Source organism: Betaproteobacteria bacterium (assembly GCA_016720065.1).
Taxonomy (GTDB): domain Bacteria; phylum Pseudomonadota; class Gammaproteobacteria; order Burkholderiales; family Rhodocyclaceae; genus SSSZ01.
Genome location: JADJXY010000002.1, coordinates 435,776 through 458,601, shown reverse-complemented (window position 1 = coordinate 458,601; position 22,826 = coordinate 435,776). Strand labels below are relative to the sequence as shown.

27 protein-coding genes are annotated in these 22,826 nt (G+C 67.0%); 21 read left to right on the top strand and 6 right to left on the bottom strand.

Features of this window, described 5'->3' with window-relative positions; translation table 11 throughout:
• Nucleotides 1-19: 19 nt before the first annotated feature.
• The 6 genes from IPM73_05315 to bioD are packed head-to-tail and all read left to right on the top strand — an operon-like array spanning nucleotide 20 to nucleotide 3,892.
• Nucleotides 20-259, top strand: a complete 240-nt coding sequence (locus tag IPM73_05315) for a type II toxin-antitoxin system ParD family antitoxin (protein ID MBK8917482.1) — start codon at nucleotides 20-22, stop codon at nucleotides 257-259.
• A complete protein-coding gene (locus IPM73_05310) occupies nucleotides 256-585 on the top strand; it encodes a type II toxin-antitoxin system RelE/ParE family toxin (protein MBK8917481.1) in 330 nt (109 codons plus the stop codon). The genes IPM73_05315 and IPM73_05310 overlap by 4 nt, the downstream gene beginning before the upstream one ends.
• Nucleotides 586-596: 11 nt before the next feature.
• Nucleotides 597-1,757: an 8-amino-7-oxononanoate synthase gene (gene bioF, locus IPM73_05305; GenBank protein ID MBK8917480.1), complete on the top strand. Its 1,161-nt coding sequence runs from the start codon at nucleotides 597-599 to the stop codon at nucleotides 1,755-1,757.
• Entirely contained in the window at nucleotides 1,754-2,476 is a 723-nt protein-coding gene (locus tag IPM73_05300; protein ID MBK8917479.1) for an alpha/beta fold hydrolase, read from the top strand. Before bioF ends, IPM73_05300 begins: the two co-directional genes overlap by 4 nt.
• Nucleotides 2,460-3,221, top strand: a complete 762-nt coding sequence (gene bioC / locus IPM73_05295) for a malonyl-ACP O-methyltransferase BioC (GenBank protein ID MBK8917478.1) — start codon at nucleotides 2,460-2,462, stop codon at nucleotides 3,219-3,221. Before IPM73_05300 ends, bioC begins: the two co-directional genes overlap by 17 nt.
• Nucleotides 3,218-3,892, top strand: a complete 675-nt coding sequence (bioD, locus tag IPM73_05290; protein MBK8917477.1) for a dethiobiotin synthase — start codon at nucleotides 3,218-3,220, stop codon at nucleotides 3,890-3,892. The genes bioC and bioD overlap by 4 nt, the downstream gene beginning before the upstream one ends.
• 63 nt (nucleotides 3,893-3,955) lie before the next feature.
• Here bioD and IPM73_05285 read toward each other — a convergent pair whose 3' ends face one another.
• Both IPM73_05285 and IPM73_05280 read right to left on the bottom strand, forming a co-directional pair.
• Complete coding sequence (locus IPM73_05285) at nucleotides 3,956-4,306, bottom strand: Hpt domain-containing protein (protein MBK8917476.1); 351 nt, start codon at nucleotides 4,304-4,306, stop codon at nucleotides 3,956-3,958.
• Nucleotides 4,307-4,329: 23 nt separating this feature from the next.
• Nucleotides 4,330-5,382: a response regulator gene (locus tag IPM73_05280; protein MBK8917475.1), complete on the bottom strand. Its 1,053-nt coding sequence runs from the start codon at nucleotides 5,380-5,382 to the stop codon at nucleotides 4,330-4,332.
• 114 nt (nucleotides 5,383-5,496) lie between these two features.
• Between IPM73_05280 and IPM73_05275 the strand changes: the two genes are divergently transcribed.
• The 6 genes from IPM73_05275 to nosD all read left to right on the top strand — a co-directional run bounded on the left by IPM73_05275 (nucleotide 5,497) and on the right by nosD (nucleotide 10,165).
• Nucleotides 5,497-6,105 carry a septation protein A gene (locus tag IPM73_05275; GenBank protein ID MBK8917474.1) on the top strand — a complete coding sequence of 203 codons (609 nt, stop codon included), beginning with the start codon at nucleotides 5,497-5,499 and terminating at the stop codon, nucleotides 6,103-6,105.
• Nucleotides 6,105-6,407 (top strand): YciI family protein, encoded by a 303-nt coding sequence (locus IPM73_05270; protein MBK8917473.1) that lies wholly within the window; start codon nucleotides 6,105-6,107, stop codon nucleotides 6,405-6,407. Before IPM73_05275 ends, IPM73_05270 begins: the two co-directional genes overlap by 1 nt.
• Nucleotides 6,404-6,670, top strand: a complete 267-nt coding sequence (locus IPM73_05265; GenBank protein MBK8917472.1) for a BolA family transcriptional regulator — start codon at nucleotides 6,404-6,406, stop codon at nucleotides 6,668-6,670. The genes IPM73_05270 and IPM73_05265 overlap by 4 nt, the downstream gene beginning before the upstream one ends.
• A gap of 37 nt (nucleotides 6,671-6,707) precedes the next feature.
• On the top strand, nucleotides 6,708-7,484 hold the full coding sequence (locus tag IPM73_05260; GenBank protein ID MBK8917471.1) for a peptidylprolyl isomerase: 777 nt from the start codon (nucleotides 6,708-6,710) through the stop codon (nucleotides 7,482-7,484).
• Between the two features lie 65 nt (nucleotides 7,485-7,549).
• The gene (locus IPM73_05255; GenBank protein MBK8917470.1) at nucleotides 7,550-8,884 is read left to right on the top strand and encodes an HDOD domain-containing protein; all 1,335 of its coding nucleotides are present in this window, start codon (nucleotides 7,550-7,552) and stop codon (nucleotides 8,882-8,884) included.
• A gap of 51 nt (nucleotides 8,885-8,935) precedes the next feature.
• Nucleotides 8,936-10,165, top strand: a complete 1,230-nt coding sequence (gene nosD / locus IPM73_05250) for a nitrous oxide reductase family maturation protein NosD (protein MBK8917469.1) — start codon at nucleotides 8,936-8,938, stop codon at nucleotides 10,163-10,165.
• A gap of 174 nt (nucleotides 10,166-10,339) precedes the next feature.
• Here nosD and IPM73_05245 read toward each other — a convergent pair whose 3' ends face one another.
• Genes IPM73_05245 through IPM73_05235 form a run of 3 tightly spaced genes read right to left on the bottom strand, consistent with a single transcriptional unit; the run spans nucleotide 10,340 to nucleotide 13,189 of the window.
• Complete coding sequence (locus IPM73_05245) at nucleotides 10,340-11,107, bottom strand: hypothetical protein (protein MBK8917468.1); 768 nt, start codon at nucleotides 11,105-11,107, stop codon at nucleotides 10,340-10,342.
• A gap of 37 nt (nucleotides 11,108-11,144) precedes the next feature.
• A complete protein-coding gene (locus tag IPM73_05240) occupies nucleotides 11,145-12,719 on the bottom strand; it encodes a hypothetical protein (protein MBK8917467.1) in 1,575 nt (524 codons plus the stop codon).
• Nucleotides 12,716-13,189: a hypothetical protein gene (locus IPM73_05235; GenBank protein MBK8917466.1), complete on the bottom strand. Its 474-nt coding sequence runs from the start codon at nucleotides 13,187-13,189 to the stop codon at nucleotides 12,716-12,718. The genes IPM73_05240 and IPM73_05235 overlap by 4 nt, the downstream gene beginning before the upstream one ends.
• A gap of 36 nt (nucleotides 13,190-13,225) precedes the next feature.
• Here IPM73_05235 and IPM73_05230 point away from each other — a divergent pair, with 36 nt between their 5' ends.
• From IPM73_05230 to IPM73_05220, 3 genes are all read left to right on the top strand, one after another.
• Entirely contained in the window at nucleotides 13,226-13,381 is a 156-nt protein-coding gene (locus IPM73_05230) for a hypothetical protein (GenBank protein MBK8917465.1), read from the top strand.
• Between the two features lie 13 nt (nucleotides 13,382-13,394).
• On the top strand, nucleotides 13,395-13,910 hold the full coding sequence (locus IPM73_05225; GenBank protein MBK8917464.1) for a TlpA family protein disulfide reductase: 516 nt from the start codon (nucleotides 13,395-13,397) through the stop codon (nucleotides 13,908-13,910).
• A gap of 212 nt (nucleotides 13,911-14,122) precedes the next feature.
• On the top strand, nucleotides 14,123-15,178 hold the full coding sequence (locus tag IPM73_05220) for a diguanylate cyclase (protein ID MBK8917463.1): 1,056 nt from the start codon (nucleotides 14,123-14,125) through the stop codon (nucleotides 15,176-15,178).
• Here the strand turns inward: IPM73_05220 and IPM73_05215 are convergent.
• On the bottom strand, nucleotides 15,096-16,034 hold the full coding sequence (locus IPM73_05215) for a CysB family HTH-type transcriptional regulator (GenBank protein MBK8917462.1): 939 nt from the start codon (nucleotides 16,032-16,034) through the stop codon (nucleotides 15,096-15,098). The genes IPM73_05220 and IPM73_05215 overlap by 83 nt on opposite strands.
• Before the next feature lie 236 nt (nucleotides 16,035-16,270).
• Here IPM73_05215 and IPM73_05210 point away from each other — a divergent pair, with 236 nt between their 5' ends.
• The 6 genes from IPM73_05210 to IPM73_05185 all read left to right on the top strand — a co-directional run bounded on the left by IPM73_05210 (nucleotide 16,271) and on the right by IPM73_05185 (nucleotide 22,733).
• The gene (locus tag IPM73_05210) at nucleotides 16,271-17,047 is read left to right on the top strand and encodes a sulfite exporter TauE/SafE family protein (protein MBK8917461.1); all 777 of its coding nucleotides are present in this window, start codon (nucleotides 16,271-16,273) and stop codon (nucleotides 17,045-17,047) included.
• A gap of 21 nt (nucleotides 17,048-17,068) precedes the next feature.
• Nucleotides 17,069-18,760 (top strand): nitrite/sulfite reductase, encoded by a 1,692-nt coding sequence (locus IPM73_05205; protein ID MBK8917460.1) that lies wholly within the window; start codon nucleotides 17,069-17,071, stop codon nucleotides 18,758-18,760.
• The gene (locus tag IPM73_05200; protein MBK8917459.1) at nucleotides 18,761-19,273 is read left to right on the top strand and encodes a DUF934 domain-containing protein; all 513 of its coding nucleotides are present in this window, start codon (nucleotides 18,761-18,763) and stop codon (nucleotides 19,271-19,273) included.
• 7 nt (nucleotides 19,274-19,280) lie between these two features.
• Nucleotides 19,281-20,015 carry a phosphoadenylyl-sulfate reductase gene (locus IPM73_05195; protein MBK8917458.1) on the top strand — a complete coding sequence of 245 codons (735 nt, stop codon included), beginning with the start codon at nucleotides 19,281-19,283 and terminating at the stop codon, nucleotides 20,013-20,015.
• A 428-nt stretch (nucleotides 20,016-20,443) separates the two neighbouring features.
• Nucleotides 20,444-20,932, top strand: a complete 489-nt coding sequence (locus IPM73_05190; GenBank protein ID MBK8917457.1) for a hypothetical protein — start codon at nucleotides 20,444-20,446, stop codon at nucleotides 20,930-20,932.
• 142 nt (nucleotides 20,933-21,074) lie between these two features.
• Nucleotides 21,075-22,733, top strand: a complete 1,659-nt coding sequence (locus IPM73_05185) for an ATP-binding cassette domain-containing protein (protein MBK8917456.1) — start codon at nucleotides 21,075-21,077, stop codon at nucleotides 22,731-22,733.
• The last annotated feature ends 93 nt before the right edge of the window (nucleotides 22,734-22,826 follow it).

The following is a 22,826-nucleotide window of genomic DNA, read 5'->3' as shown; positions in this document are numbered from 1 at the left end:
AGCCTTCTAGGATAGGGCCATGAGTACCATGAACATTTCCCTGCCTGACTCCCTGAAGTCCTTCGTGGACGACCAGGTTGCCCAGCGCGGCTACGGCACCTGCAGCGAGTACGTGCGCGAGCTGATTCGCAAGGATCAGGAGCGTCTTGACCTGCGCAACCTGCTCCTCGCCGGTGCCGTGTCAGCTCCCGCAGCGCCGGTCACCACCGCCTATTTTTCCGGCTTGCGCGGCCGCGTCAGGCAGCGCGCCGGGAAGTGAACGCCAAACCCGTCATCCCGCGCGAACTGGCCAATCGGGATATCGACGAAGCGCTGGACCATTTCTTGAGCGAAGGCGCCGCACAGGCCGCCCTGGGCTTCATCGATGCCCTGGAACAAGCCTTTGCTCACATCCGCCTACATCCGGCCGCGGGATCGCCCCGGTACGCCCATGAATTGAGCCTTCCCGGGCTCCGTTCATGGCCGCTGGCCCGCTACCCTTACGTCGTGTTCTACGTCGAGAACACCGACTCCATCGACGTGTGGCGTGTGCTCCATGGCAAACGCCACATTCCCTCCTGGCTACATGAGGACGACAACCCTTGACCCGCTCCGCGCTGATTTCCCGCCTAGAGGACGAACTGGAGGATATCGTCGCCACCGGCCTCAGCCGCCGCCGCCGGCTGGTGACCTCCCCCTGCAGTCCGCACGTTCGCGTCGACGGCCGCGAGATGCTTGCCTTCGCCAGCAACGACTACCTCGGGCTGGCCAACGATCCGGCCGTCGCCGCCGCCTTCGCCGAGGGCGTGCGCCAATGGGGCGCCGGCAGCGGCGCTTCCCATCTGGTCAGCGGCCACACGGTCCCCCATGAGGCGCTGGAGGCCAAACTGGCCGAATTCCTTGGGTTCCCCAAGGCGCTGACCTTCTCCACCGGCTACCTGGCCAACCTGGCCGTCGTGCCGACCCTGGCCGGCCGTGGCGCCGCGGTCTTCGCGGACAAGCTCAACCACGCCTCCCTCATCGACGCGGCACAACTGGCCAAGGCCCAGGGCGCCGATACCCTACGCTACCCGCACAAGGACGTGGCGGCCCTGGAGCGGCTCCTGGCGGCCAGTGACGCGACGACCAAGATCATCGTCACCGACGCCGTGTTCAGCATGGACGGCGACCTCGCCCCCCTCCCCCTGCTCCTCGACCTGGCCGAACGCTTCGACGCCTGGCTGATCGTGGATGACGCCCACGGCTTCGGCGTCCTCGGCCCCCGGGGGGAAGGCAGCCTCGGCCACTTCGGCATTGGCTTCCATCCCCGGCTGATCCTCATGGGTACCCTGGGCAAGGCGGCCGGCGTGGCCGGCGCCTTCGTCGCCGCTTCGGAAACCGTGATTCAGTACCTACTGCAGAAGGCCCGCAGCTACATCTTCACCACCGCCGCCCCGCCGGCCGTCGCCTTCGCCCTCTACAAGAGCGTCGACCTCATCGCCAGCGACCCGACCCGGCGCCAGCGCCTGCTCTCGCTCATCGGCCGCCTGCGGGACGGCCTGGCCGGTCTGCCCTGGCACCTGTTGCCGTCCATGACCGCCATCCAGCCCCTGGTGGTGGGCGAAAATCAGGCGGCCCTCGACCTCGCCCAGACCCTGTGGGAGCGCGGCCTGTGGGTGCCGGCCATCCGTCCGCCGACGGTCCCCAGGGGCACGGCGCGGCTGCGCATCTCGGTTTCCGCCGCCCACGGCGCCGACGACATCGACCGCCTGGTCGTCGCCCTCAAAGAACTGGCATGAGCGCAGGACTCGTCTTCCTCCCCGGCTGGTGCCTGGGGCGTGGCCCCTGGCAGGCCACGGCGGAGGCCATGGGTGGCCGTATCCTGGATTTGCCCGGCTATGGCAAGCAGCCGCTGGTCGAAGATTTCTTTGGCGCCGCCGACGCCCTGGCCGCGCAACTGGCACCCGGCACCCCCCTGTGCGGCTGGTCCCTGGGCGCCATGCTGGCCCTGACAGTCGCCGCCCGGCATCCGGAGAAAGTCGGCCGTCTGCTCCTGGCCGCCGGTACCGCCTCCTTCGTCCAGCGCCCCGGCTGGCCGGACGCCCTGGCGACGGACGCCCTGGCCGAGTTCACCGCCGGCGTGGCTGCCGACGTGGACGCCCTGCTCCCCCGCTTCGTCGGCAACTTCAACCGGGGCGACGCCGCCGGCAAGGCCCTGACTCGGGAACTCCTGGCCCTGGCCGACCCCCGCCCCGCCGCCGCCACCCTGGCCACCGGCCTCGCCTGGCTGCGCGACGTCGACCTGCGTCCCCTGGCCCCCCGGGTCGTGGCGCCCACCCTGCTCCTGCACGGCGCCGCCGACCCGCTCATGCCCCTGGCCGCTGCCCGGACTCTGGCCCAACTGATCCCCGGAGCCCGGCTGCTCCCTTTCGCGGGCCGCGCCCACGCGCCCTTCCTTTCCGAACCTGAGGGTTTTCGCGCCGCCCTTCACGCCTTCTGCCATGACTCACCCGCCTAAGGCCCAGGTCCGCCGCGCCTTCGAGAAGGCCGCCCCCAGCTACGACAGCGCCGCCCGGGTGCAGCGCCGGGTGTGCGGGCAGCTTGCCCTCGGCCTGCCGGCCATGATGACGCCCGGCGTCATTCTCGATGCCGGTTGCGGTACCGGTTTCGCCCTGCACTTGCTGCGCGAGCGCTTTCCCCCAGCCGATCTGGTCGGACTCGACATCTCCCCGGCCATGGTGGCCCACATCGAGGTCCCGGCAATCCACCGCCTGGCCGGCGATGTGGAGCACCTGCCCCTGGCGGACGAGTGCATCGGCCTGTACTGGTCCAGCCTCACGCTGCAGTGGTGTAACCTGCCGCGCGCCCTGGTCGAGGCCCGGCGCGTGCTCTGGCGCGGTGGCCACCTCGCCGTCGCCACCCTGGGCCCGCAAACCTTCCACGAATTGCGCACCGCCTTCGCCGCCGCCGACAGCCATCGCCATACCCTCGACTTCCTGAGTCCCGACGCCGTGGCCGCCGCAGCGGCCGGCTTCCGGAATCCACGCCTGGAGCGCCAGAGAGAAACGGTGTGTTACCCCGATCTCAAATCCCTGCTGCGCGCCATCAAGGCCATCGGCGCCAACCAGGTGGGCGAGCAGCGGCGCAACGGCCTCATGAGCCGCGGCGCCTGGCAGCGACTCGAGACGGCCTACGAAGCCCAGCGCCTGCCGACTGGCCTCCCCCTGACCTACGACGTCATCACCCTGCACGCCCAAAAATGAAAACCGCCTGGTTCGTCACCGGTACCGATACCGAAGTCGGCAAGACCTACGTCTGCTGCGCCCTGCTCCACGCCGCCCGGCAGGCTGGCCGTTCCGCGGCAGGCATGAAGCCGGTGGCGGCGGGCCTCGACGCCCAGGGACGCAACGCGGACGTGGAGCAACTGCGGGCGGCCAGCAGCGTGGCCCTGCCAAGGAATCTGGTGAATCCCTTCGCCCTGCGCGCCGCCGTGGCGCCGCACATCGCGGCCCGGGAGGAAGGACGCCCCATCCTCTTCGCCCCCATTCGCGAGGCCTTCGAAAACATTGCCCGAACAGCCGATGTGGTGGTGGTGGAGGGCGTGGGCGGCTTTCGCGTGCCCCTGGGCGAAGCGGGCGACTCCGCCGACCTGGCGGCTGCCCTCGGCCTGCCGGTGATCCTGGTGGTGGGCCTGCGTCTGGGCTGCCTCAACCATGCCCTGCTGACCGTCGAGGCCATCGCCGCCCGGGGCCTACAGTTCGCCGGCTGGATAGGCAACACCCTGGACCCCGCCATGGCCCGGCAGGAAGAAAATCTGCAATGCCTGCGGCAATCGATCACCGCACCCTGTCTGGGCATCATCCCTCACGCGCCACCGGGGGGCCCGGCCGCCGCCGCCGCCGCACTGCGCAGTCTTCCCGGAATCCTCGCCTGACCGCGTGTCATGCCCGGAAAGCCCTGTGCCCTGGAGCTCCGCGCCACAGGGAAGGAACGCGGGTCAGCCGCCCCCGTCTTGGCGCAGCGCGTCGGCCAGGAGGCTCATGCGCGCTTTCAAGGCTGCCACTTCCGCGACAAAGCCAGCCGTGCTTGCGGCGACCTTGGCCCTTTGCTCCAGGTCACTGGCCAGGGCAGTCCCGGCATCGTCGGCAAAGGTTGCCAGCAGGCCCTTGACGGTGTGCGCCTCACGGTAAAGGCGGGGGGCGTCGTCGTCTCCCAGGGCGCTGTCCAGTTCGCGGCAGTAATTGTCGCAATCCTGCAGGTACATGTCGGCCATGACGGTGAAAATCTCTTCGTCGCCTCCCAGGCGGTCGAGGATGGTGGCCTTGTCGAGGACGAGTCGTTCGCTCATGGTTTTCTCCCTGCTCCCGGCTATCAGAATACGGGCTCTTCCGCATCGCGGAACCGCTGGTGGATGGCCAGCGCCTGCTCCCAGGAACGCAGGAAGGCCTCGACGCAGTCAGGATCGAAATGCTTGCCGGCCCCGTCGCGCAGGAATTTGGCGGCGTCGTCGAGGGACCAGGCTTTCTTGTAGGGCCGCTCGGACGTAAGGGCGTCGAAGACGTCGGCCACCGCGACGATGCGGCCGAAGAGGGGGATCGCCGGGCCGACCAGGCCGCCGGGGTAGCCCGAACCGTCGAATTTCTCATGGTGGGAGCAGGCGATCTGCGCGCCAGCCTGGAGCACCGCAGACCCGCTGCCCGTCAGCAGCTCGTACCCCAGGCGGGCGTGGCCCTTCATGATCTCGAACTCCTCCGGCGTGAGCCGGCCGGGCTTGAGGAGGATGTAGTCCGGGATGCCGATCTTGCCCACGTCGTGCATGGGTGCCGCCTCCAGGATCAGGCGGCAGTCGCGCTCGGGCAGGCCCAGGGTCTGCGCAATGAGGTGCGAGTAGTGGGCCATGCGCTGGATGTGGGCGCCGGTCTCCGGGTCGCGGAATTCGGCAGCCCGGGAGATGCGCACGATCAACTCCTTTTCCCGCTCCCGGATGGCTGCGGTGCGCTCTTCGACCAGAACCTCCAGGTGGTGGGCCCGGTCGGCGAGGAACTTGCGGCTGCTGCGCAGGGCGAGCATGTTGCGCGCCCGGGCCGAAAATTCCACCCGGTCGATGGGTTTGTTGAGGAAGTCGTTGGCACCGCCCTCCAGGGCCTCGTAACGGATGTCGCGCTGGTCGTTGGCCGTCACCATGAGGATGGGAATGTCCTCCCGCCCTGGCAGGGCGCGAAAGGCGGCGATGAACTGGAGCCCGTCCATGTCCGGCATCATGTAATCGACGACGACCAGATCGGCCTCGTTGGCGCGGCACCATTCCAGGGCTTCGCGCGGGCGGTCGAAGGTGAGGGGCTGGCAGTCTCCCAGACGCTGGACCAGGGCCTTGGCCAGGGTGAGGTTGATATCGTTGTCGTCGATGATGAGGACGGTGTGCATTGCAGGCCGGGGCCGTGAGGCGACGGCGGCAGTATAGCAGCGGGCCGTCCGGGGGGGACAAGCGGCCCCTTGAGCTTTCTGGGATAATCGCGCATCCCTTCGCCGGTCCTGCCCATGAAGCTCCTGTTCGACCTCTTTCCGGTCATCCTGTTTTTTGTCGCCTTCAAATATTCCGAGAAGGATCCCGGCGCCGCCGCCGAATTTCTCGCCCAGGTGTTGGGAAGCGCGTCCGTGGCGCCCGCCCAGGCGCCCATCCTGATCGCCACCCTGGTCGTCATGCTGGCCACCGCCGCGCAGATCGGCTGGGTCTGGTTCCGCCACGGACGGGTGGACCGCATGCTGTGGATCAGCCTGGTGCTGGTGGTGGTCTTCGGGGGCCTCACGCTCTTTTTCCAGGACGAAACCTTCATCAAGTGGAAGCCCACCCTGCTTTACTGGATCTTCGCCGGCAGCCTGGCTTTCGCGTCCCTGGTCCTGGGCAAGAACGCCATCCGCGCCATGATCGGCGAGCAGATCAGCCTGCCCGAGCCGATCTGGGGCCGCCTCAATCTGGCCTGGATCGCCTTCTTCACCCTCATGGGGGGGCTGAATCTCGTGGTTGCCTTCAATTTTTCCACCGACACCTGGGTCAATTTCAAGCTCTTCGGCGGCATGGGGCTCATGCTCGTCTTCGTGCTGCTCCAGGGGGTCTTTCTCTCGCGCTACCTGGAGGACAAGCCCTGATGTATTACGCCATCGTCGGCGAAGATCGCCCCGCAACCCTGGAGGCACGCCTGGCCGCCCGGCCCGCCCATGTCGCCCGCCTCACGGCACTGCAGGACGAGGGCCGCCTCCTGCTGGCCGGCCCCTTCCCGGCCATCGATTCCCCCGACCCCGGCCCGGCCGGGTTCAGCGGCAGCCTGATCGTGGCGGAATTCGCCTCCCTCGCGGAAGCCCAGGCCTGGGCCGACGCCGATCCCTACGTAGCGGCCGGCGTCTACGGCGCGGTCGCCGTGAAGCCCTTCCGTAAAGTCCTGCCGGCGTGAGCGCCGCCACCGCCGCCTGGCTGCGGGACCGCCTTGCCACGCTGACGCCCCTGGAGATCGAAGTGGCCGACGACTCCCATCTCCACGCCGGCCATGCCGGTGCCCGGGAGGGGGGCCACTACCGCGTGAGTCTCGTATCCGCCGCCTTCACCGGCTTGGGCACGGCAGCGCGCCATCGCCTTGTCCATGCCGCCGTGGGCGAATTGCGGCCCAACGGCATCCATGCGCTCAGCATCCGCGCAAGGGCGCCGGAAGAAGTATAATCATCCGGTTTTTTTCCACCCACCAAGGATTCGATCCATGTTCAAGCTCTCCGCCCTGGCCGCCCTGCTCCTGGCTGGCTCCGTGATTTCCGCCCCGGCCCTGGCCGAGAAAGTGACCGTGAATGGGCAGACCATTCCGCAAGCCGTGTTCGATGCCTTCGCCGCCGAGCAGAAGGCCCAGGGCGCCCAGGACAGCCCGGAATTGCAGAAAGCCATCAAGGAAGAGCTGGTGCGGCGGGAAATCCTCGCCCAGGAAGCCCGCAAGAAGGGCCTCGACAAAAAGCCGGAAGTCTCCGGCCAGATCGAACTGACCCGCCAGACGGTCCTCATCCGCGCCTTCCTCGCCGACTACATCAAGTCCCACCCGGTGTCCGAGGACAAGTTGAAGAAGGACTACGAAACCATCAAGGCCAATCTGGGCAGCACCGAGTACAAGGCCCGCCACGTCCTGGTGGAAAAGGAAGACGACGCCAAGGCCATCATCGCCAAGCTCGACAAGGGCGAGAAATTCGCCGACCTGGCCAAGCAGTCCAAGGATCCGGGGTCCAAGGACAATGGGGGCGAGCTCAACTGGAGCGCGCCCACGGGCTATGTGAAGCCCTTCGCCGAAGCCATGACCAAATTGAAGAAAGGCGAGTACACCAAGGCGCCGGTGAAGACCGATTTTGGCTATCACGTCATTCAGCTGGACGATTCCCGCCCCCTCAATCCGCCGGCCTTCGAGCAAGTGAAGCCCCAGCTCCTGCAGCGGGCCAACGCCCAGATGGTCGAGGAACTGGTCAAGGATCTGCGCGCCAAGGCCAAGGTCAATTAAGTCCGGGTTCGTCCTGTGCGACAATCCCCGCCCATCGGCGGGGATTTTTCTTTGTGGGGGACGCTATGGTCTTCGGTCTGGGCAAGCTGTTCGGGAAAAAGGAAATTCCGGCGGAAAGCGCCGCGACGCCAGAAGCGGCACCGGAGTACGCCCCCGATCATCCGGTCAATGCCTTCGTCCGCCGCGAAGCGATCTTTGACAAGGGACGCAAGCTCGCCGGACATCTGTTTTGCCTCCAGATTGCCGATGCCGGCCCGGGAGACGTCCCCACCGAGCGCCAGACCCGGCTGGACGACACGCTCCTCAGGGCCCTGTGCGCCAGCACCGAGGCCTGGGGCCAACTCCCGGCCTTTCTGCCGCTGTCGAGCGAATCTCTCGCCAATCCGGGCCTCGACCGCCTGCCGGCAAACAACGCCGTCCTTCTGCTCAGCCTCGCCCCGGAAAGTGTCGATCTGCCCAACCTGGCCGCCCGACTCTCGGCCCTGGCCGCCCGCGGGCTGCGCTTTGGCGTCTTTCGCCAACCCCGTCATCCAGCATTCCCGCTCGTTCTCGGCCATGCCGATCTGGCCGTGGTCGATGCCTCCCGCGCCCAGGGCGGTGAGATCCGGGACTTTTCCATTGCCATGCGCAGCGACGAGATGCGGCGCCCGGTGGAGCTTCTGGCCATCGGCATCGAAAGCCCCGACGACGTCCGCCTTTGCGTGCAGTGCCGCTTCGGCCTTTTCCAGGGCCGCTTTTTCGCCCGTGAAGCACCCGCCACCCAGCCGCGCAGCGATCCCAATCGTCTGCACCTGATCCACCTCTACAACCTCACCCAGGGCGACGCCGAAACCGCCCAGTTGGCCAGCGTCCTCAAGCAGGATCCCAATCTCACCTTCCGCATCCTGCGCTACCTCAATTCGGCCGCCGTGGCCCTTTCCCGGCCGGTCAGCTCCATCGATCAGGCCCTGGTCCTGCTCGGGCGGCAGCGGTTGGCGCGCTGGATTTCCGTCCTGCTCTTTTCCGTGCGCGACCCGGATTTCGCCGACTGGCTCCTGGTCGAGAGCGCCCTCGCCCGCGGCCGCATGATGGAGCTTCTGGGCGCCGAGCGCTTTCCCGCCGCCGAGGCCGACCATCTCTTTCTCACCGGCGTTTTCTCGCGCCTGGACAAACTGCTGCGCATTCCCCTGCCCGCGGCCCTGGAGCAGATCACCCTGCCGGCCCACGTACGCAACGCCCTGCTGGAGCGCAACGGCGCCTACGCGCCCCTGCTGGCCGTGGTCGAAGCGGCGGAGGCGTCCGGCCCATCGGCGGTGGAAGCAATGGCCTCCGCGGCCGGCCTCGCTGCCGATAGCGTCAATCACGCCCTCATCGCTGCCACCGCCTGGGCCAACGACGTGACCTCGGAGTGGGAGGCTTGAAGTTTCCGGCTTGCTCCGTTTGATTTAGGTTCACGCCCTTGCGGCGAATCCATGGCCCAATCGGTGACCATGCGCCTGCTGTTCGTCGTCCTGCTCTCCCTCTTCCTGGCCCACGGTGCCGTAGCCGCCCAGCCCCTCCAGGCCTGGATCGACGCGGCCGCTCCGGGAAGCGTCCTGCGGCTCCCCGCCGGGGTGTACAGCGGCCCCGCCACCATCGCCAAGCCCCTCACCCTGGAAGGAGCTGGCCAGGTGACCATCGACGGCGGCGGCCGCGGGACGGTCCTGACGGTGAAGGGTTTGGGCGTCACCCTGCGGGGTCTGACCCTGCGCGGCAGCGGCGGCTCCCACGATGCCCTGGACGGCGGCCTGATGGTCGAGGGACGCCATCATCTCATTGAGGACAACCGGCTGGAGGACGTGCTCTTCGGCATCACCCTCCATCGCGCCGACGACAACCTGGTCAGGCGCAACCGCATCCGCTCCCGGCCGGTGGACTCCGCCGACCGGGGCGACGGCATCCGCCTCTGGTACAGCACCGGCAACCGCATCGAGGCCAACGACATCGCTCAGATTCGCGACCTCACGGTGAGCAATGCCCCGCGCAACCGCTTCGTCGGCAACACCGTGCGCAACAGCCGCCGCGGCCTGAACCTGCTCTTCTCCCACCGTACCCTGGTGGAGGGAAACGTCTTCGAGCACAACTCCACCGGAATCGTCGCCCTCAATTCCGACGGCCTGCTCATCCGCAACAACCGCGTCGTTCATGCCATGGATGCATCGGGCGCCGGGGTCGCCCTCAAGGAAACCGCGGCCGCCCTGGTGCAGGGCAACGAAATCGTCCACTGCGCCCACGGCGTCATGGCCGATTCACCGTCCAACCCGCTCAATCGCATCGTCCTGGTGGACAATTTCATCGCCCACAACGTCACCGGGATTTACATCTACGGCATGAAGGGGGGCCACATTGCCCTGGGCAACACCTTCCGCAACAACCTCTGGCCCGTCACGGTGATCGGCGACGGCGACCCCATGAACGACGTCTGGTACGGCAACCACTGGGACGACTACCAGGGCTTCGACCGCGACGGCGACGGCTACGGCGACACGCCCCACGACCTCTACGCCTGGGCCGACCGCATCTGGCTCGAATTCCCCGCTGCCAAGTTCTTCCGCAACGCGCCGGTGCTGGAACTGATCGACTTCCTCGAACGCCTGGCCCCCTTTTCCTCTCCCAGCCTCATCCTGCGTGACTCTGCGCCGCGGATGGGGCAAACACCTTGACCCGCGGGTGGTAGCGCGACGGGCCCCTGGCGCGTCCAACCGAGGGTTCCAGATTCAGTCCCGGCGTCCACCGGCACCCAAGGGCATCATGCCGGTCACGCCGGAGGCCTGTACAGGCGATGGCCCTTCCGCCCCGCCGATCTGACCGGGGGCAGCCGCCGCCCGCCCTTGCGCTCAGGGTGAGTAAAAGAGCAGCATGCCACCACCCAAATCCGGGCTGGCAGTGGAAAAACCGGTAACGACATAGGCCTGCAGTTTCCAGGCATCGCTGAAGCGGTGAGTGAGAAATAGCGTAGCCTCGCGCGCCGGCGCCCCGGACTGCGTCAGCCTCTCGCGGAAATCGTAGGTTGCCCCCGCACTGGTGGCCGGCGTGAAGCGCTGGGACCAGCCCAGGGTACCGTAGAGCGGATTTGCAAGCTCACTGCCTGCCGGGTCGCCCATCCAGCGCTTGCCCAGTGTGCAAAATGCCGTGCCGCTACCGAGCTTGCGGTAGACATCCACGTACAGAGAATAGTCATTCTCGCCAGTGCTCAGGCCTCGGTCAGCATCGCCGGTGGCAAATTTCACCTTGGCACCGAGGTCGATGAGCCAGCCCGATTCCTGCCACGCGGTCCCGGCTACCCCCGCCACGACGTCTCCCAGTCCCTCGACCTGACGGCGTGCGCTGTTGCGACCCTGGAGAGCGATGCGGTCGCCCCCGCTGGAAACCACGTTGGCCGCCCCACGCATGGTCACATAGGGAATACTGAGCCGCAGCGTCCATGGGTGCGCCTCGTACCTGATGCTTATAGGAAGCGCCAGTGTCTCGCTATGGCCGGCCCCTCCGTATTTGCCTGAGGAATGATCCATGCCGGCGCTGAAAGTCCACGCACCGTCCGCATGGACGGAGGTGACCAGGATCAGGCAGGCGAAGGCCAGCAGGCCGCGGGGATGAGCATTCATGCTTGGGTATGGCACTGATCTGAAATGCGGGCTTGGGCTAATGGTGCTCCGCCCTCTCCGGTCTCTCTACCCTCTCCGGTCTCTCTACCCTCTCGGGCTTCTCGACCTTCTCGGGCTTCTCGACCTTCTCGGGCTTCTCGACCTTCTCGGGCTTCTCGACCTTCTCGGGCTTCTCGACCCTCTCGGGCTTCTCGACCTTTTCCGGCTTCTCGACCTTTTCCGGCTTCTCGACCTTCTCGACCTTCTCGACCTTCTCGACCTTCTCAGCCTTCTCTACCTTCTCAGCCTTCTCTACCTTCTCCACCTTCTCAGCTTTCTCCGTCTTCTCCGCCTTCTCTACCTTCTCCGACTTTTCCACGGATTCTGCTTTTTCGAACTTGTCCCCCAGTCCAACTGCCTCGGAGCGACCAGCAACCTCGTCATTCCTCGTCTGCCCTCTGCCTTCGGCCCGAGGCCCTGCACCGGCCCGCGCGGCTGGGTCGTCCCCGGGTTTTCCGGGCGCCGGCACCATGGCCGGTCGCGCAGGTCCCGTTCTAACCGTCTCCAGCGTCTCGATCCGCGCAGCATGGAGCACCCGGTCTGCGCCCATGCGGCCCTCCACCACCACCCTGCCACCGGTAACGCCGGCATTGGGCGTGAGGCGGGTTTCCAGCGAAACGACCGTCCGGACACCGGCCACGGTCATCCTCCCGTCCCGCAGGCCATCCTGGACCAGCCCTTCGACCACCACACGCTCAGCCTTGCCTGCAAAGCGGAAAGTCGGGTCAACACCGACCGATCTCACAGCCAGGGCCTGGCCATCCCAACGGCCTTTGACGATTACGTTGCCCCCGCCTGCCAAACCCGTTACGTCAACGCCGGCAACCTTGCCCGAGCGCCCACCCCCTGCCACCGCCAGACCGGCCACACTCGCTTCCTTGCCCGCGGCAACCGGTTGCAGGCGAGTGGCCACCAATTGGCCCTGAGCATCCAGCATGCCGCTCACCCGTACCATTTGACCGGGTGCAAGCGACTTGCCACTGCCGGGCCCCCGAGTCTCGGCACCGATGAGCACCGTCTGCCCCATGACCTGCACCGCCTTGCCATGGCCATGGACCTGGGTCACCGGCCCGACGAGCACGTCAATGATGGCAATATCCCGCGCACGCAGGCCTTTTGGGGTAGCCACCGCTTCGATGGAAACGGTCTTTCCGACGGCCAGTTGCGCCACCGATGCCCCCTCGCCATTTTCGCTGACAGGCACACGGTTGTCGTAGTGCACTTCCAGGCCATTGACGCAGACCGAGGCGAAGCCGGTCACCGTCCCGACGATGCCAATGGTGCTTCCGTCCGCCAGGGGGCTCCCGGTGCCGCCCGTGCCACCGGCAGTTGCACCCGTGCCGCCGATGCCGCCGCCGCTCTTGTCGTCGCCCTGGCCCGCAGGTGCGCCGGTGCCACCAATGCCGCCGCCCCCCTTGTCGTCACCCCGGGCCGCGGTGGCACCGGTGCCGCCGATGCCGTTGGCAATGGGGACTTCGACGCCGGGCCGTTCCGGATCCACGCAAACGGGCGTTGCCACCGCACCCGACGCCCAGCAGGCCGCCAGGGCCAGGAAGCAAAACAAGCGGTTCATTGCGATGCTTCGCCGTCTTCCGGCGCGCTGTAGAAATACACCCCGCACGTGAAGCGGCGATCTTTGACCTGCTCGTCGCAATGCGGGCTGGAAGCCTGCTGGTGCAGGTCCTGCAGGAGCGTCATGCCCAGCGCCGCAGCCTTCTCGCGGAGGGCTTCCACCTCGCCCTCGCTCAGCCCCTGGTGGTGCACGCTGCGTTCGAACCAGGGCCTGCCGACTTCCAGGACGTTGTCGGTGGCGGCAGTGATGTGGTCCCCCAGGTTGAGGCCATAGTAGGCGAGCTTTTCGGCTTCGCCGTGCCGCGGAATGAAGGCCTGCTCCTGCAATTCAACCTGATCGGCTTCGTTGATGCGGACCACGCCCAGGCGAATCCATTCGTCGAGGACCGAACGGGGGCGGATGTCGCGGCTGACGCTTGCCACCAGGGACTCGAAGGAACGATCGCCGCCATTGCTGGCCAGCCGCGGCAAGGGACCGGGCGCATCCGCCTGATCCTCGAATCCACAGTGCGTGAAATCAGCCTGGGCGGTGTGGCGCTCAAGACCGTTGAAGGAAACCTCGAGCTGCAGAACGATGCGATCATCGTCTGCGCCGGGGGAGAACTTCCGACGCCCATGTTGAAAAGGCTCGGCATCCAGGTGGACGCCCACTATGGCACCTGAGCGGCATCCGCCCATGGCGGCGCGGCTCCTGGCCGCCGCTTTACTGTTCGCCGCCGCCCTAACGGCTCAGGCACGCACACCAGGCGAGGTGGCCATCGGTGAGCCCTTGCGGGATGCCCCCCTGCGCGGCCTCTCCGGGGAAAACAATCGGCTCGCCGCCTACCGCGGCAAGCCCTTGATCATCAACGTCTGGGCAAGCTGGTGCGGCCCCTGCCGCGCGGAGATGGGCGCCCTGGAACGCCTCGCCCGGCGCTTCGGCGGCCGGGAATTCAACGTCATCGGCATCTCCACCGACGACGACGGCCGGGCAGCCTCCGCCTTCCTGCGCCAAGCGGGCGTCAGCTTCTCCAACTACCTGGACGATCGGCAGCTCCTGGAAAACATGCTCGGTGCGGACCGCATCCCCCTCACCCTCCTCATCGCCCCCGACGGCCGAGTCCTGCGCAAGGTGGGCGGCTCGAGGGCCTGGGACAGCCCCGAAGCCGTGCGCTTCATTGGCGCGGTATTCGGACTGAAGCTTCCGAACTGACGCCAGGACGACCGCCCTAGCCCCCTTTTCCTCTCCCAGCCTCATCCTGCGTGATACCCTGCCACGTATGGCGCCGGGGCGGCGAGTGCAGCAGGCTCTTCCAGAGCCCCCCGGCCGGCCGCCAAGAGTTTCGACAGGTTCGAACCCAAGGGCTACAAATAAACCAGTAGCCCCACAAACCAACAACGATTGCGGTCCCCACGGGAAGCGGCATGGAACTGGTCATTGCTGTGCTGACGCTGTTGACCATCCTGGGATGGTCCCTGGCCTGGCGCTGGAAGCGGCAGGTCCGCCACCTGACGGAGCAGGAAGAGCGGTCGCGGGCCTATGCGCGGATGTCCTCCGACTGGTACTGGGAACAGGACGCGCAGCTCCGCTTCACCTGGCTTTCCGGGGGCGTTTTCGACAAGGCGGGCATCAGTCCCGAGCGCTTCTACGGCCACACCCGCCAGGAGATGCTGGCCACCGGCATATCCGAGGAGACTGCCGCGCTGTTTGCCGCGCACCAGATCATTCTGGACAACCGCCTGCCCTTCAAGGATTTCGACTACCCCATCGTCAATGCCGGCGGCGAGATCAGTCACGTCAGCGTCAGCGGCGAACCCTTTTTCGATCGCCAAGGGAAATTCTTGGGCTACCGCGGAACGGGAAAGGACGTCACGGAACGCCACCGCATCCAGGCGACGATGCGCCACATGGCCCAATACGACGGCCTGACCGCCCTGCCCAATCGCAAGCTGTTCCACGACCGCCTCGGGCAGGCCATCGAGCTTGCCCACAGGGAAGGCACCAGCCTGGCCCTGCTTTTTTTCGACCTGGACCTCTTCAAGCCGGTCAATGACCGCTGGGGCCACGAGGCCGGCGATCTCCTGCTGCAGGAAGTCGCACGGCGCGTCCTGGCCATCGTGCGCACATCGGATACCGTCGCCCGGGTGGGCGGCGACGAGTTCGTCATCCTGCTCCAGGGCGTCGGCCTGCGGGAAAACGCCGGCTGGATCGCCGCCGAGGTCCGCGAGGCCCTGGGCTACCCGTTCAAGCTCGCCAACGTCCCGCAGGAAATCCTCATCGGCACGAGCATCGGCATCGCCTACTACCCCGACGACGCGCTGAGCGGCGACGAACTCGTCCGCATCGCGGACGCCGGAATGTACGCCGACAAGGCGAAACAGCGCCCGGGCGCGGTCCTCACAACTGATACTCCGCCCCGCCCCCCAACATGGCCATCTCGACCACCTTGCGCGTCAGATGGGGCGCGAAGAGGCCGATGAAGTCGTAGTCGTAGCCGCGCAGGTAGGTCCCGCGCCGGAGCGCCAGGCGGGTGGTGTTGGATTCGAAGAGATGGCTGCCGTCCAGGGCCACCAGGCCGGCGTCCCGCTGGGGATCGTAGGCCAGGGCGGAGACGATGCCCAGGCCCAAGCCCAGACTGACGTAGGTCTTGATCACGTCGGCATCCAGCGCGGTGAGGGCGATGTTGGGGGTCAGCCCCACCCGCTCGAAGGCCCGGTTGATGCGGGAGCGCCCGGTGAAGGCGGTGTCGTAGGTGATGAGCGGCCACCTGGCCAGGTCGGGCAGCGTGAGGGGCCGGCCGATCAGGGCATGCCCTTCGGGCACGACGACGCAATGGCTCCACTGGCGCACCGGCAGGCTGACCAGTTGTTCGTACTGGCCCAGGGCCTCGGTGGCGATGCCCAGGTCCGCCTCGCCGGACACCACCCATTCGGCGATCTGGGTCGGGCTGCCCTGGTGCATTTCCAGTTTTACCGTGGGGTGCTGGGCGACGAAATCCCGCACCACCACCGGCAGGGCATAGCGAGCCTGGGTGTGGGTGGCGGCCAGGACCAGGCGGCCGCTGCCGCCGCCGGCGAATTCCTCCCCCGCCCGCCGCAGGTTTTCCGCCTCTTTGAGGATGCGGCCGGCGATATCGAGAACGATCCGCCCCGGCTCGGTGACGCCGGTGAAGCGCTTGCCGCTGCGCTCGAAGATGACCACGCCCAGTTCATCCTCCAGCAGCCGGACCTGCTTGGAAATGCCGGGCTGCGAGGTAAAGAGCGCTTCCGCCGCCTCGGAAACATTGAGGCCGCGCCGCTCGATCTCGACGATGTAACGCAGTTGCTGGAGTTTCATGGTCACCCTGTAGTGAGCCCGGTAGCTCGAAACCTCACGCCCCGTTCACCCCGAGCCTGTCGAAGGGCGTTGCGCCAAGGGCTTCGACGAATCTGCGAAGACCTCGGCCCGAAGGGACGGGGGTCTGTTTCGACTCAGCCATTAATAACCAAACGCTATAACAATCTAACGCAATATTCTTTTTCAGCCAAGGACCGCACTGCTAGGATGCGAGACGTTCAATATTGCGGCGCGCCATGGACATCCTCTACTCCCTCTCCGGCTTCGCGGTTGGTGTCATCGTCGGGCTCACCGGCGTCGGCGGTGGCTCCCTCATGACGCCGCTGCTGGTGCTGTTGTTCGGCGTCCATCCGGCCACCGCCGTGGGCACCGACCTGCTCTACGCCGCCATCACCAAGGCCGGCGGCACCGTGGCCCACGGGCGCAAGGGGCACGTCGAGTGGAAGATCACCGGGCGCCTGGCTTTGGGCAGCATTCCCGCCGCCGCCCTCACCATCCTGGTGCTGTCGCAGCTGCCGGAAGGCACCAACGCCATTGGCGCCGTGGTGTCCCACGGTCTTGGCTTCGCCCTGCTGCTCACCGCCTGCGCCATTCTCTTCGGCAAGCGCCTGCGCGAGTACGCCGCCACCCACGAGGAATCGAAATTCCGCCAGTGCTGCCTCCCGGGGGTCACCGTCCTGGTGGGCATCATCCTGGGCGTACTGGTCACCATCTCCTCCGTCGGCGCCGGTGCTCTGGGCGTCGCCGCCCTCTTCTTCCTCTACCCCAAACTTTCCCCGGTGCGCATTGTCGGATCGGATGTGGCCCACGCGGTGCCCCTGACCCTGGTGGCCGGCCTTGGTCACTGGATGCTGGGGGGCGTCGATTGGTCCCTGCTGGGCAGCCTGCTCATCGGTTCCCTGCCCGGCATCTGGATCGGCACCCACGTTTCCGCCAAGGTGCCCGAACATATTTTGCGTAAACTGCTGGCCTCGATGCTGATCCTCATCGGCGGCAAGCTGGTTTTTGCCTGACCGTTCCCCAACGGAGTCTTCATGTACCACTACGACAATATCGACCGCCAGTTCCTGCAGGAGCGCGTCGCCCAGTTCCGCGACCAGGTGCGCCGCTGGCAATCCGGTGAACTCACCAACGACGAATTCCGCCCCCTGCGCTTGCAGAACGGGCTCTATGTCCAGCGCCACGCGCCCATGTTCCGCATCGCCGTGCCCTACGGCATGCTGTCCAGCGCCCAACTGCGCAAGCTGGCCTTCGTCGCCCGCACCTACGACAAGGGCTTCGGCCACTTCACCACCCGCCACAACATGCAGTTCAACTGGCCGAAGATCGAGGATTGCCCGGACATCCTCGCTCACCTGGCCGACGTGGACATGCACGCCATTCAGACCTCCGGCAACGACATCCGCAACATCACCACGGACCAGTTTGCCGGGGTGGCCGCCGACGAGATCGTCGACCCGCGCCCCTACGCCGAAATCATCCGTCAGTGGAGCACCTTCCACCCGGAATTCGCCTATCTGCCGCGCAAGTTCAAGATCGCCATTTCCGGCAGCCAGCAGGATCGGGCCCTGACCTGGTTCCACGATATCGGGCTCCATCTCCTGCAGAAGGACGGTGAGGTCGGCTTCCGCGTGCTGGCCGGCGGCGGCCTGGGCCGCACCCCCATCCGCGGCGAAGTGGTGCGGGAATTCCTGCCCTGGCAGCACATCCTCGGCTACTGCGAGTGCATCCTGCGGGTCTATAACCGCTTCGGCCGCCGCGACAACCCCTTCAAGGCGCGCATCAAGATTCTGGTGCAGGCCTTGGGGCTAGAGGAATTCCGCCGTCAGGTGGATGAGGAATGGGCCTACCGGAAGGATGGCCCGGATACCCTCACCCAGGCCGAATTCGACCGTATTGCCGCCCATTTCTCGGCGCCGGCCTACGAAACCCTGCCCGCCGACGACCTCGGCCTGGAGCAGCACAAGCACGACAACACCGCCTTCGCCCGCTGGTTCGAGCGCTGCGTCCATCTCCACAAGGTATCCGGCTACGCCGCCGTCACCCTGTCGCTCAAGAAGCACGGCCAGAACCCCGGCGACATCACCGCCGAGCAGATGGATGCCGTGGCCGACCTGGCCGATCGCTACAGCTTCGGCGAGGCCCGCGTCTCCCACGAGCAGAACGTGGTGCTGGGCGACGTCAAGAAGGCCGACCTCTACGCGGTGTGGCAGGCGGCCCGCGAGCAGGGCCTGGTGACGCCCAACATCGGGCTGCTCACCGACATCATCTGCTGCCCCGGCGGTGATCTCTGTGACCTGGCCAACGCCAAGTCCACCCCCATCGCCAAGGCCATCCAGGCCCGCTTCGACGACCTGGACTACGTTTTCGACCTGGGCGAGCTCTCCCTCAACATCTCCGGTTGCATGAACGCCTGCGGCCACCATCACGTGGGCCACATCGGCATCCTGGGCGTGGACAAGAACGAAGCGGAGTTCTACCAGGTGACCCTGGGCGGCCGCCAGGGCAACGACGCCAAGCTGGGCAAGGTCATCGGCCCCTCCTTCTCGGCCGAGGAAATGCCCGATGTGGTTTCGAAGATCATTCAGGTCTATGTGGAAAACCGCCACGCGGACGAGTGCTTCCTCGACACCTTCGACCGTATCGGCGTCGATCCCTTCAAGAATCGCGTCTATGAAGGCCGCGCCCACGGCAAGGCCAAATCCGGCGAAAGGAAGGTGGCGTAAATGGCCCGCCTGATCAAGAACGGTGCCGTCCTCGACGACGGCTGGACCCCCCTCACCCTGGCCGAAGGCGAAACCCCGGAAGCCGTCGCTTTGCCCGCCGGCCCGGTGCTTTTTCCGCTGCCGGTCTGGCTTGCCCGCAGGGACGAAATCCTGGCCCGCAGCGAACCGGTCGGCCTCTTCCTGCAGGACGACGACAAGGTGGAAGACATCGCCGCCGATCTCGCCCGCTTTGCCGTGATCGCCGTCAATTTCCCCAAGTTCGTCAATGGCCGCGGCTATTCCACCGCCGCCCTGCTGCGCCAGCGCTACGCCTACCCCGGCGAGGTGCGGGCCGTCGGCGAAGTGCTGCACGACCAGCTCTATTACATGTCCCGCGTGGGCTTCGACGCCTTCGCGCTGCGCGACGACAAGAGCGCCGAGCACGCCCTGGCCGCCGGCTTCAACACCTTCAGCGAACGCTACCAGGGCTCCACCGACCAACCCCTGCCCGCTTTCCGCCGCCGCGCCGCCTGACCCGCCCATGACGCCCAACATGCTCAACCTGACGGCGGAACTCGCCCACGCCGTCGCCGCCAAGGCCGAGAAGGCCCAGGCCCTGCTCGCCACCATCGCCGCCGACTGGTCCCCCGCCGCCTTCGCCAACAGCCTGGGCGCCGAAGACATGGTCCTCACCGACCTCATCGTGAAGTTCAACGCAAACGCGCCGGCCCAGCCCATCGAGATCTTCAGCCTGGACACCGGGCGCCTGCCGCTGGAAACCTACGACCTCATGGCCGCGGTGCAGGCCCACTACGACCTGAAGCTCAAGGTTTACTTTCCCCAGAGCGAAGGCGTCGAGAATTTCGTGCGCGCCAAGGGCATCAACGCCTTCTACGACTCCGTCGAACTGCGCAAGGGCTGCTGTTTCGTGCGCAAGGTGGAGCCCCTGCGCCGGGCCCTGGCCGGCAAGAAGGCCTGGATCACCGGCCTGCGTGCCCAGCAGGCCGCCACCCGCGTCGGCCTGCCGGTGCAGGAATACGACGACGGCAACAAGCTGGAAAAATTCAACCCCCTCTCCGACTGGAGCGAGAAGGAAGTCTGGGCCTACATCAAGCACAACGACGTGCCCTACAACGCGCTGCACGACAAGTTCTACCCCAGTATCGGTTGCGCGCCCTGCACCCGGGCGGTGACGCCGGGTGAAGACATCCGTTCCGGCCGCTGGTGGTGGGAAGCACCGGAATCCAAGGAGTGCGGGCTGCACGTGAAGGCTTGAAGCCCGGGTCAGGGGGAACGCCCACTCCCCATCGAGGGGAGAGCCAGGGTGGAAAGCCTGACACGGTAAACACCGGACGGGAGCCTCCCCCTCCCCTTCAAGCCCGTCCTGAGCGCGGACGAAGGGGGGAGGGCCGGGATGGAGTATCCGCAAGCCATGGATCAAGCCCCATTGGCACGCTTTCTCACCCCCATCCCCCTCCCTGCCGCCCACGGCCGGGCCTGCACGCCCGGCCGGCTGCGCGGGCGCGGAGCGGTGCTCCACGAAACCCCCGCTACGCCCCCCTTGAAGGGGGAGGAGCCTCGTGCGTTAGCCGTCCTCCCCCAGCGAAACTCGCGGCCACCCCCACCGCAAACCGGTACACTCCCGCCTTCGCGCACGCTGCAACCCTCATCGGGCGCCCCTCCACCGCCACCAAAAGGCCCCCGATGCACCCCGTTACCGATCTCGACGCCCTCCTCCTGCTGGCCACTGCCCTCGGCTCCAAGCGGCGACCGGCCGAATTGGCCGACATCGTCGCCGCCGCCGATCTCCTCCAGAGCACCATTCCAGCCGCGACCAAGTTCGCCGAGGCCGTCGAGCGCCTCGCACGCCACGGCTTGCTGGTCGAGCGCGACGGTGGCCTCGCGCTGACCCCGGCCGCCCAGCAGATGGTTGCCGACCAACCCCGCAAGGCCGAAGTGGCGGAACGCCTGTTCGGCATCCGCCAGCAACTGGCAGCCCATCCCTCCAAGGGCGAAGAGGCCCCCGTCCTGATTGCGGCCACGCAGATCGAAGCCAGCATCGCCGCCCACCGCGCTGCGGCCCAAAGCGGCGCCAAGAATCTGCTGGTGCCCAAACCCAAACCGGAAGGCGAGCAGAAGCGCCCCGGCCAACGTCGGCGCAAACCTTTGCCGGCCCGCCGCCGCAAGGACTGAAGCCCATTCGCTTTCAGGCCGAACCTTTGTCGACTTCGCCTTGGCGTGCCACAGCACTGTCGTCGGCTCGTCTTCGCGTCCCGACTTGAAAGCAAATGGGCATGACCCCTACCCGTGGTAGGCATCGCCAAATCGCTTCCCCATGATCACCCTCAAGAACGTCACCCTGCGCCGCGGCGCCAAGGTCCTCCTCGACAAGGCCTGCGTTACCCTCAATCCCGGCGAAAAGGTCGGCCTGGTGGGCCGCAACGGCGCCGGCAAATCGACCCTCTTCGCCCTCTTCAATGGCTCGCTGCACGAAGACGGCGGCGACTACGCCATTCCGGCCCACTGGCGGCGGGCCCAGGTAGCCCAGGACATGCCGGAGACCGAGCAGAGCGCCACCGATTTCGTCATCGAGGGCGACACCGCCCTGGTGGCGGCGCAGCAGGAGGTCGATGCCGCCGAGGCCAGCGAGGACGGCATGCGCATGGCCGAGGCCTACATTGCGCTGCACGACGCAGGCGCCCACGACGCCGAGGCCCGCGCCCAGGCCCTCATCCAGGGCCTCGGCTTCCGGGTCGACGAGCTTTACCGGCCGGTGGATAGCTTTTCCGGCGGCTGGCGCATGCGCCTGCAGCTGGCCCGGGCCCTGATGTGCCCCTCCGATCTGCTGCTCCTCGACGAACCCACCAACCACCTCGACCTCGACGCCCTGGTCTGGCTGGAAGCCTGGCTCAAGCGCTACGCCGGCACCCTCATCGTCATCAGCCACGACCGGGAATTCCTCGACGCCATCACCCAGGTCACCCTGCACATCGACAACACCAAGCTGCTGCGCTACGGCGGCAACTACAGCAAGTTCGAGGACATGCGCGCCGAGCAGATGGCGCTGCAGCAGGCCGCCATGGCCCGCCAGGCCGACAAGATCGCCCACCTGCAATCCTTCATCAACCGCTTCAAGGCCAAGGCCAGCAAGGCCAAGCAGGCCCAGAGCCGGGTCAAGGCCCTGGAGCGCATGGAAAAGATCGCCCCGGTGCTGGCCGACGCCGAGTTCGGCTTCGAATTCCAGGAGCCCCTCAACCTGCCCAACCCCATGCTCTCCATGGTCGATACCGCCATCGGCTACCCGCCGCCGGAGGAGGCCGCCCCTGGCACGCCGCCGACGGTCATCGTGCGCGGCATCAACCGCTCGGTGATGGCCGGCCAGCGCATCGGCATCCTGGGCGCCAACGGCCAGGGCAAATCCACCCTGGTCAAGACCATCGCCCGGGCCCTGGCGCCGATCAGCGGCGAAGTCACCGAAGGCAAGGGCCTCAACATCGGCTACTTCGCCCAGCAGGAACTCGACGTGCTGCGCCCCCAGGACACGCCGCTGGAACACATGATCCGCCTGGCCAAGGACACCATCGCCGCCGGCCGCAGCGGCAAGGTGGCGGGCCGCGAGCAGGATCTGCGCACCTTCCTCGGCACCTTCAATTTCAGCGGCGACATGGTCAAGCAGGCGGTCGGCACCATGAGCGGCGGCGAAAAAGCCCGCCTGGTGCTGTGCATGCTGGTCTGGCAGCGCCCCAACCTGCTGCTCCTCGACGAGCCCACCAACCACCTCGACCTCGCCACCCGCGAAGCCCTCGGCGTCGCCCTCAACGAATTCGAAGGCACGGTGATGCTGGTCAGCCACGACCGCGCCCTGCTGCGGGCCGTCTGCGACGAGTTCTGGCTGGTCTCCAAGGGCGGCATCGCCCCCTTCGACGGCGACCTGGAGGATTACCAGCGTTACCTGCTGGAGGAAGCCCGGCGCTCGCGGGAAGCGGCGGTGTAGCGGCGGGGCGGCCCGCCCGCAGACGCCGCGATCCCGCTGATCCTGCCCGCCCCGGCGCTGCTACAATCGGCCACACCCCGGGGGCTCCGGCCC

What these genes read in the sequence shown, in the direction of transcription:
- IPM73_05285 (MBK8917476.1), bottom strand. Translation starts at nt 4,306, where the DNA reads ATGAGCGAACGACTCGTCCTCGACAAGGCCACCATCCTCGACCGCCTG.
- IPM73_05200 (MBK8917459.1), top strand. Translation starts at nt 18,761, where the DNA reads ATGGCCCGCCTGATCAAGAACGGTGCCGTCCTCGACGACGGCTGGACC.
- IPM73_05195 (MBK8917458.1), top strand. Translation starts at nt 19,281, where the DNA reads ATGACGCCCAACATGCTCAACCTGACGGCGGAACTCGCCCACGCCGTC.
- IPM73_05220 (MBK8917463.1), top strand. Translation starts at nt 14,123, where the DNA reads ATGGAACTGGTCATTGCTGTGCTGACGCTGTTGACCATCCTGGGATGG.
- IPM73_05215 (MBK8917462.1), bottom strand. Translation starts at nt 16,034, where the DNA reads ATGAAACTCCAGCAACTGCGTTACATCGTCGAGATCGAGCGGCGCGGC.
- IPM73_05240 (MBK8917467.1), bottom strand. Translation starts at nt 12,719, where the DNA reads ATGAACCGCTTGTTTTGCTTCCTGGCCCTGGCGGCCTGCTGGGCGTCG.
- IPM73_05315 (MBK8917482.1), top strand. Translation starts at nt 20, where the DNA reads ATGAGTACCATGAACATTTCCCTGCCTGACTCCCTGAAGTCCTTCGTG.
- IPM73_05280 (MBK8917475.1), bottom strand. Translation starts at nt 5,382, where the DNA reads ATGCACACCGTCCTCATCATCGACGACAACGATATCAACCTCACCCTG.
- IPM73_05225 (MBK8917464.1), top strand. Translation starts at nt 13,395, where the DNA reads ATGGCGGCGCGGCTCCTGGCCGCCGCTTTACTGTTCGCCGCCGCCCTA.
- IPM73_05275 (MBK8917474.1), top strand. Translation starts at nt 5,497, where the DNA reads ATGAAGCTCCTGTTCGACCTCTTTCCGGTCATCCTGTTTTTTGTCGCC.
- IPM73_05185 (MBK8917456.1), top strand. Translation starts at nt 21,075, where the DNA reads ATGATCACCCTCAAGAACGTCACCCTGCGCCGCGGCGCCAAGGTCCTC.
- IPM73_05245 (MBK8917468.1), bottom strand. Translation starts at nt 11,107, where the DNA reads ATGAATGCTCATCCCCGCGGCCTGCTGGCCTTCGCCTGCCTGATCCTG.
- IPM73_05205 (MBK8917460.1), top strand. Translation starts at nt 17,069, where the DNA reads ATGTACCACTACGACAATATCGACCGCCAGTTCCTGCAGGAGCGCGTC.
- bioD (MBK8917477.1), top strand. Translation starts at nt 3,218, where the DNA reads ATGAAAACCGCCTGGTTCGTCACCGGTACCGATACCGAAGTCGGCAAG.
- IPM73_05260 (MBK8917471.1), top strand. Translation starts at nt 6,708, where the DNA reads ATGTTCAAGCTCTCCGCCCTGGCCGCCCTGCTCCTGGCTGGCTCCGTG.
- IPM73_05255 (MBK8917470.1), top strand. Translation starts at nt 7,550, where the DNA reads ATGGTCTTCGGTCTGGGCAAGCTGTTCGGGAAAAAGGAAATTCCGGCG.
- IPM73_05300 (MBK8917479.1), top strand. Translation starts at nt 1,754, where the DNA reads ATGAGCGCAGGACTCGTCTTCCTCCCCGGCTGGTGCCTGGGGCGTGGC.
- bioC (MBK8917478.1), top strand. Translation starts at nt 2,460, where the DNA reads ATGACTCACCCGCCTAAGGCCCAGGTCCGCCGCGCCTTCGAGAAGGCC.
- IPM73_05190 (MBK8917457.1), top strand. Translation starts at nt 20,444, where the DNA reads ATGCACCCCGTTACCGATCTCGACGCCCTCCTCCTGCTGGCCACTGCC.
- nosD (MBK8917469.1), top strand. Translation starts at nt 8,936, where the DNA reads ATGGCCCAATCGGTGACCATGCGCCTGCTGTTCGTCGTCCTGCTCTCC.
- IPM73_05210 (MBK8917461.1), top strand. Translation starts at nt 16,271, where the DNA reads ATGGACATCCTCTACTCCCTCTCCGGCTTCGCGGTTGGTGTCATCGTC.
- IPM73_05270 (MBK8917473.1), top strand. Translation starts at nt 6,105, where the DNA reads ATGTATTACGCCATCGTCGGCGAAGATCGCCCCGCAACCCTGGAGGCA.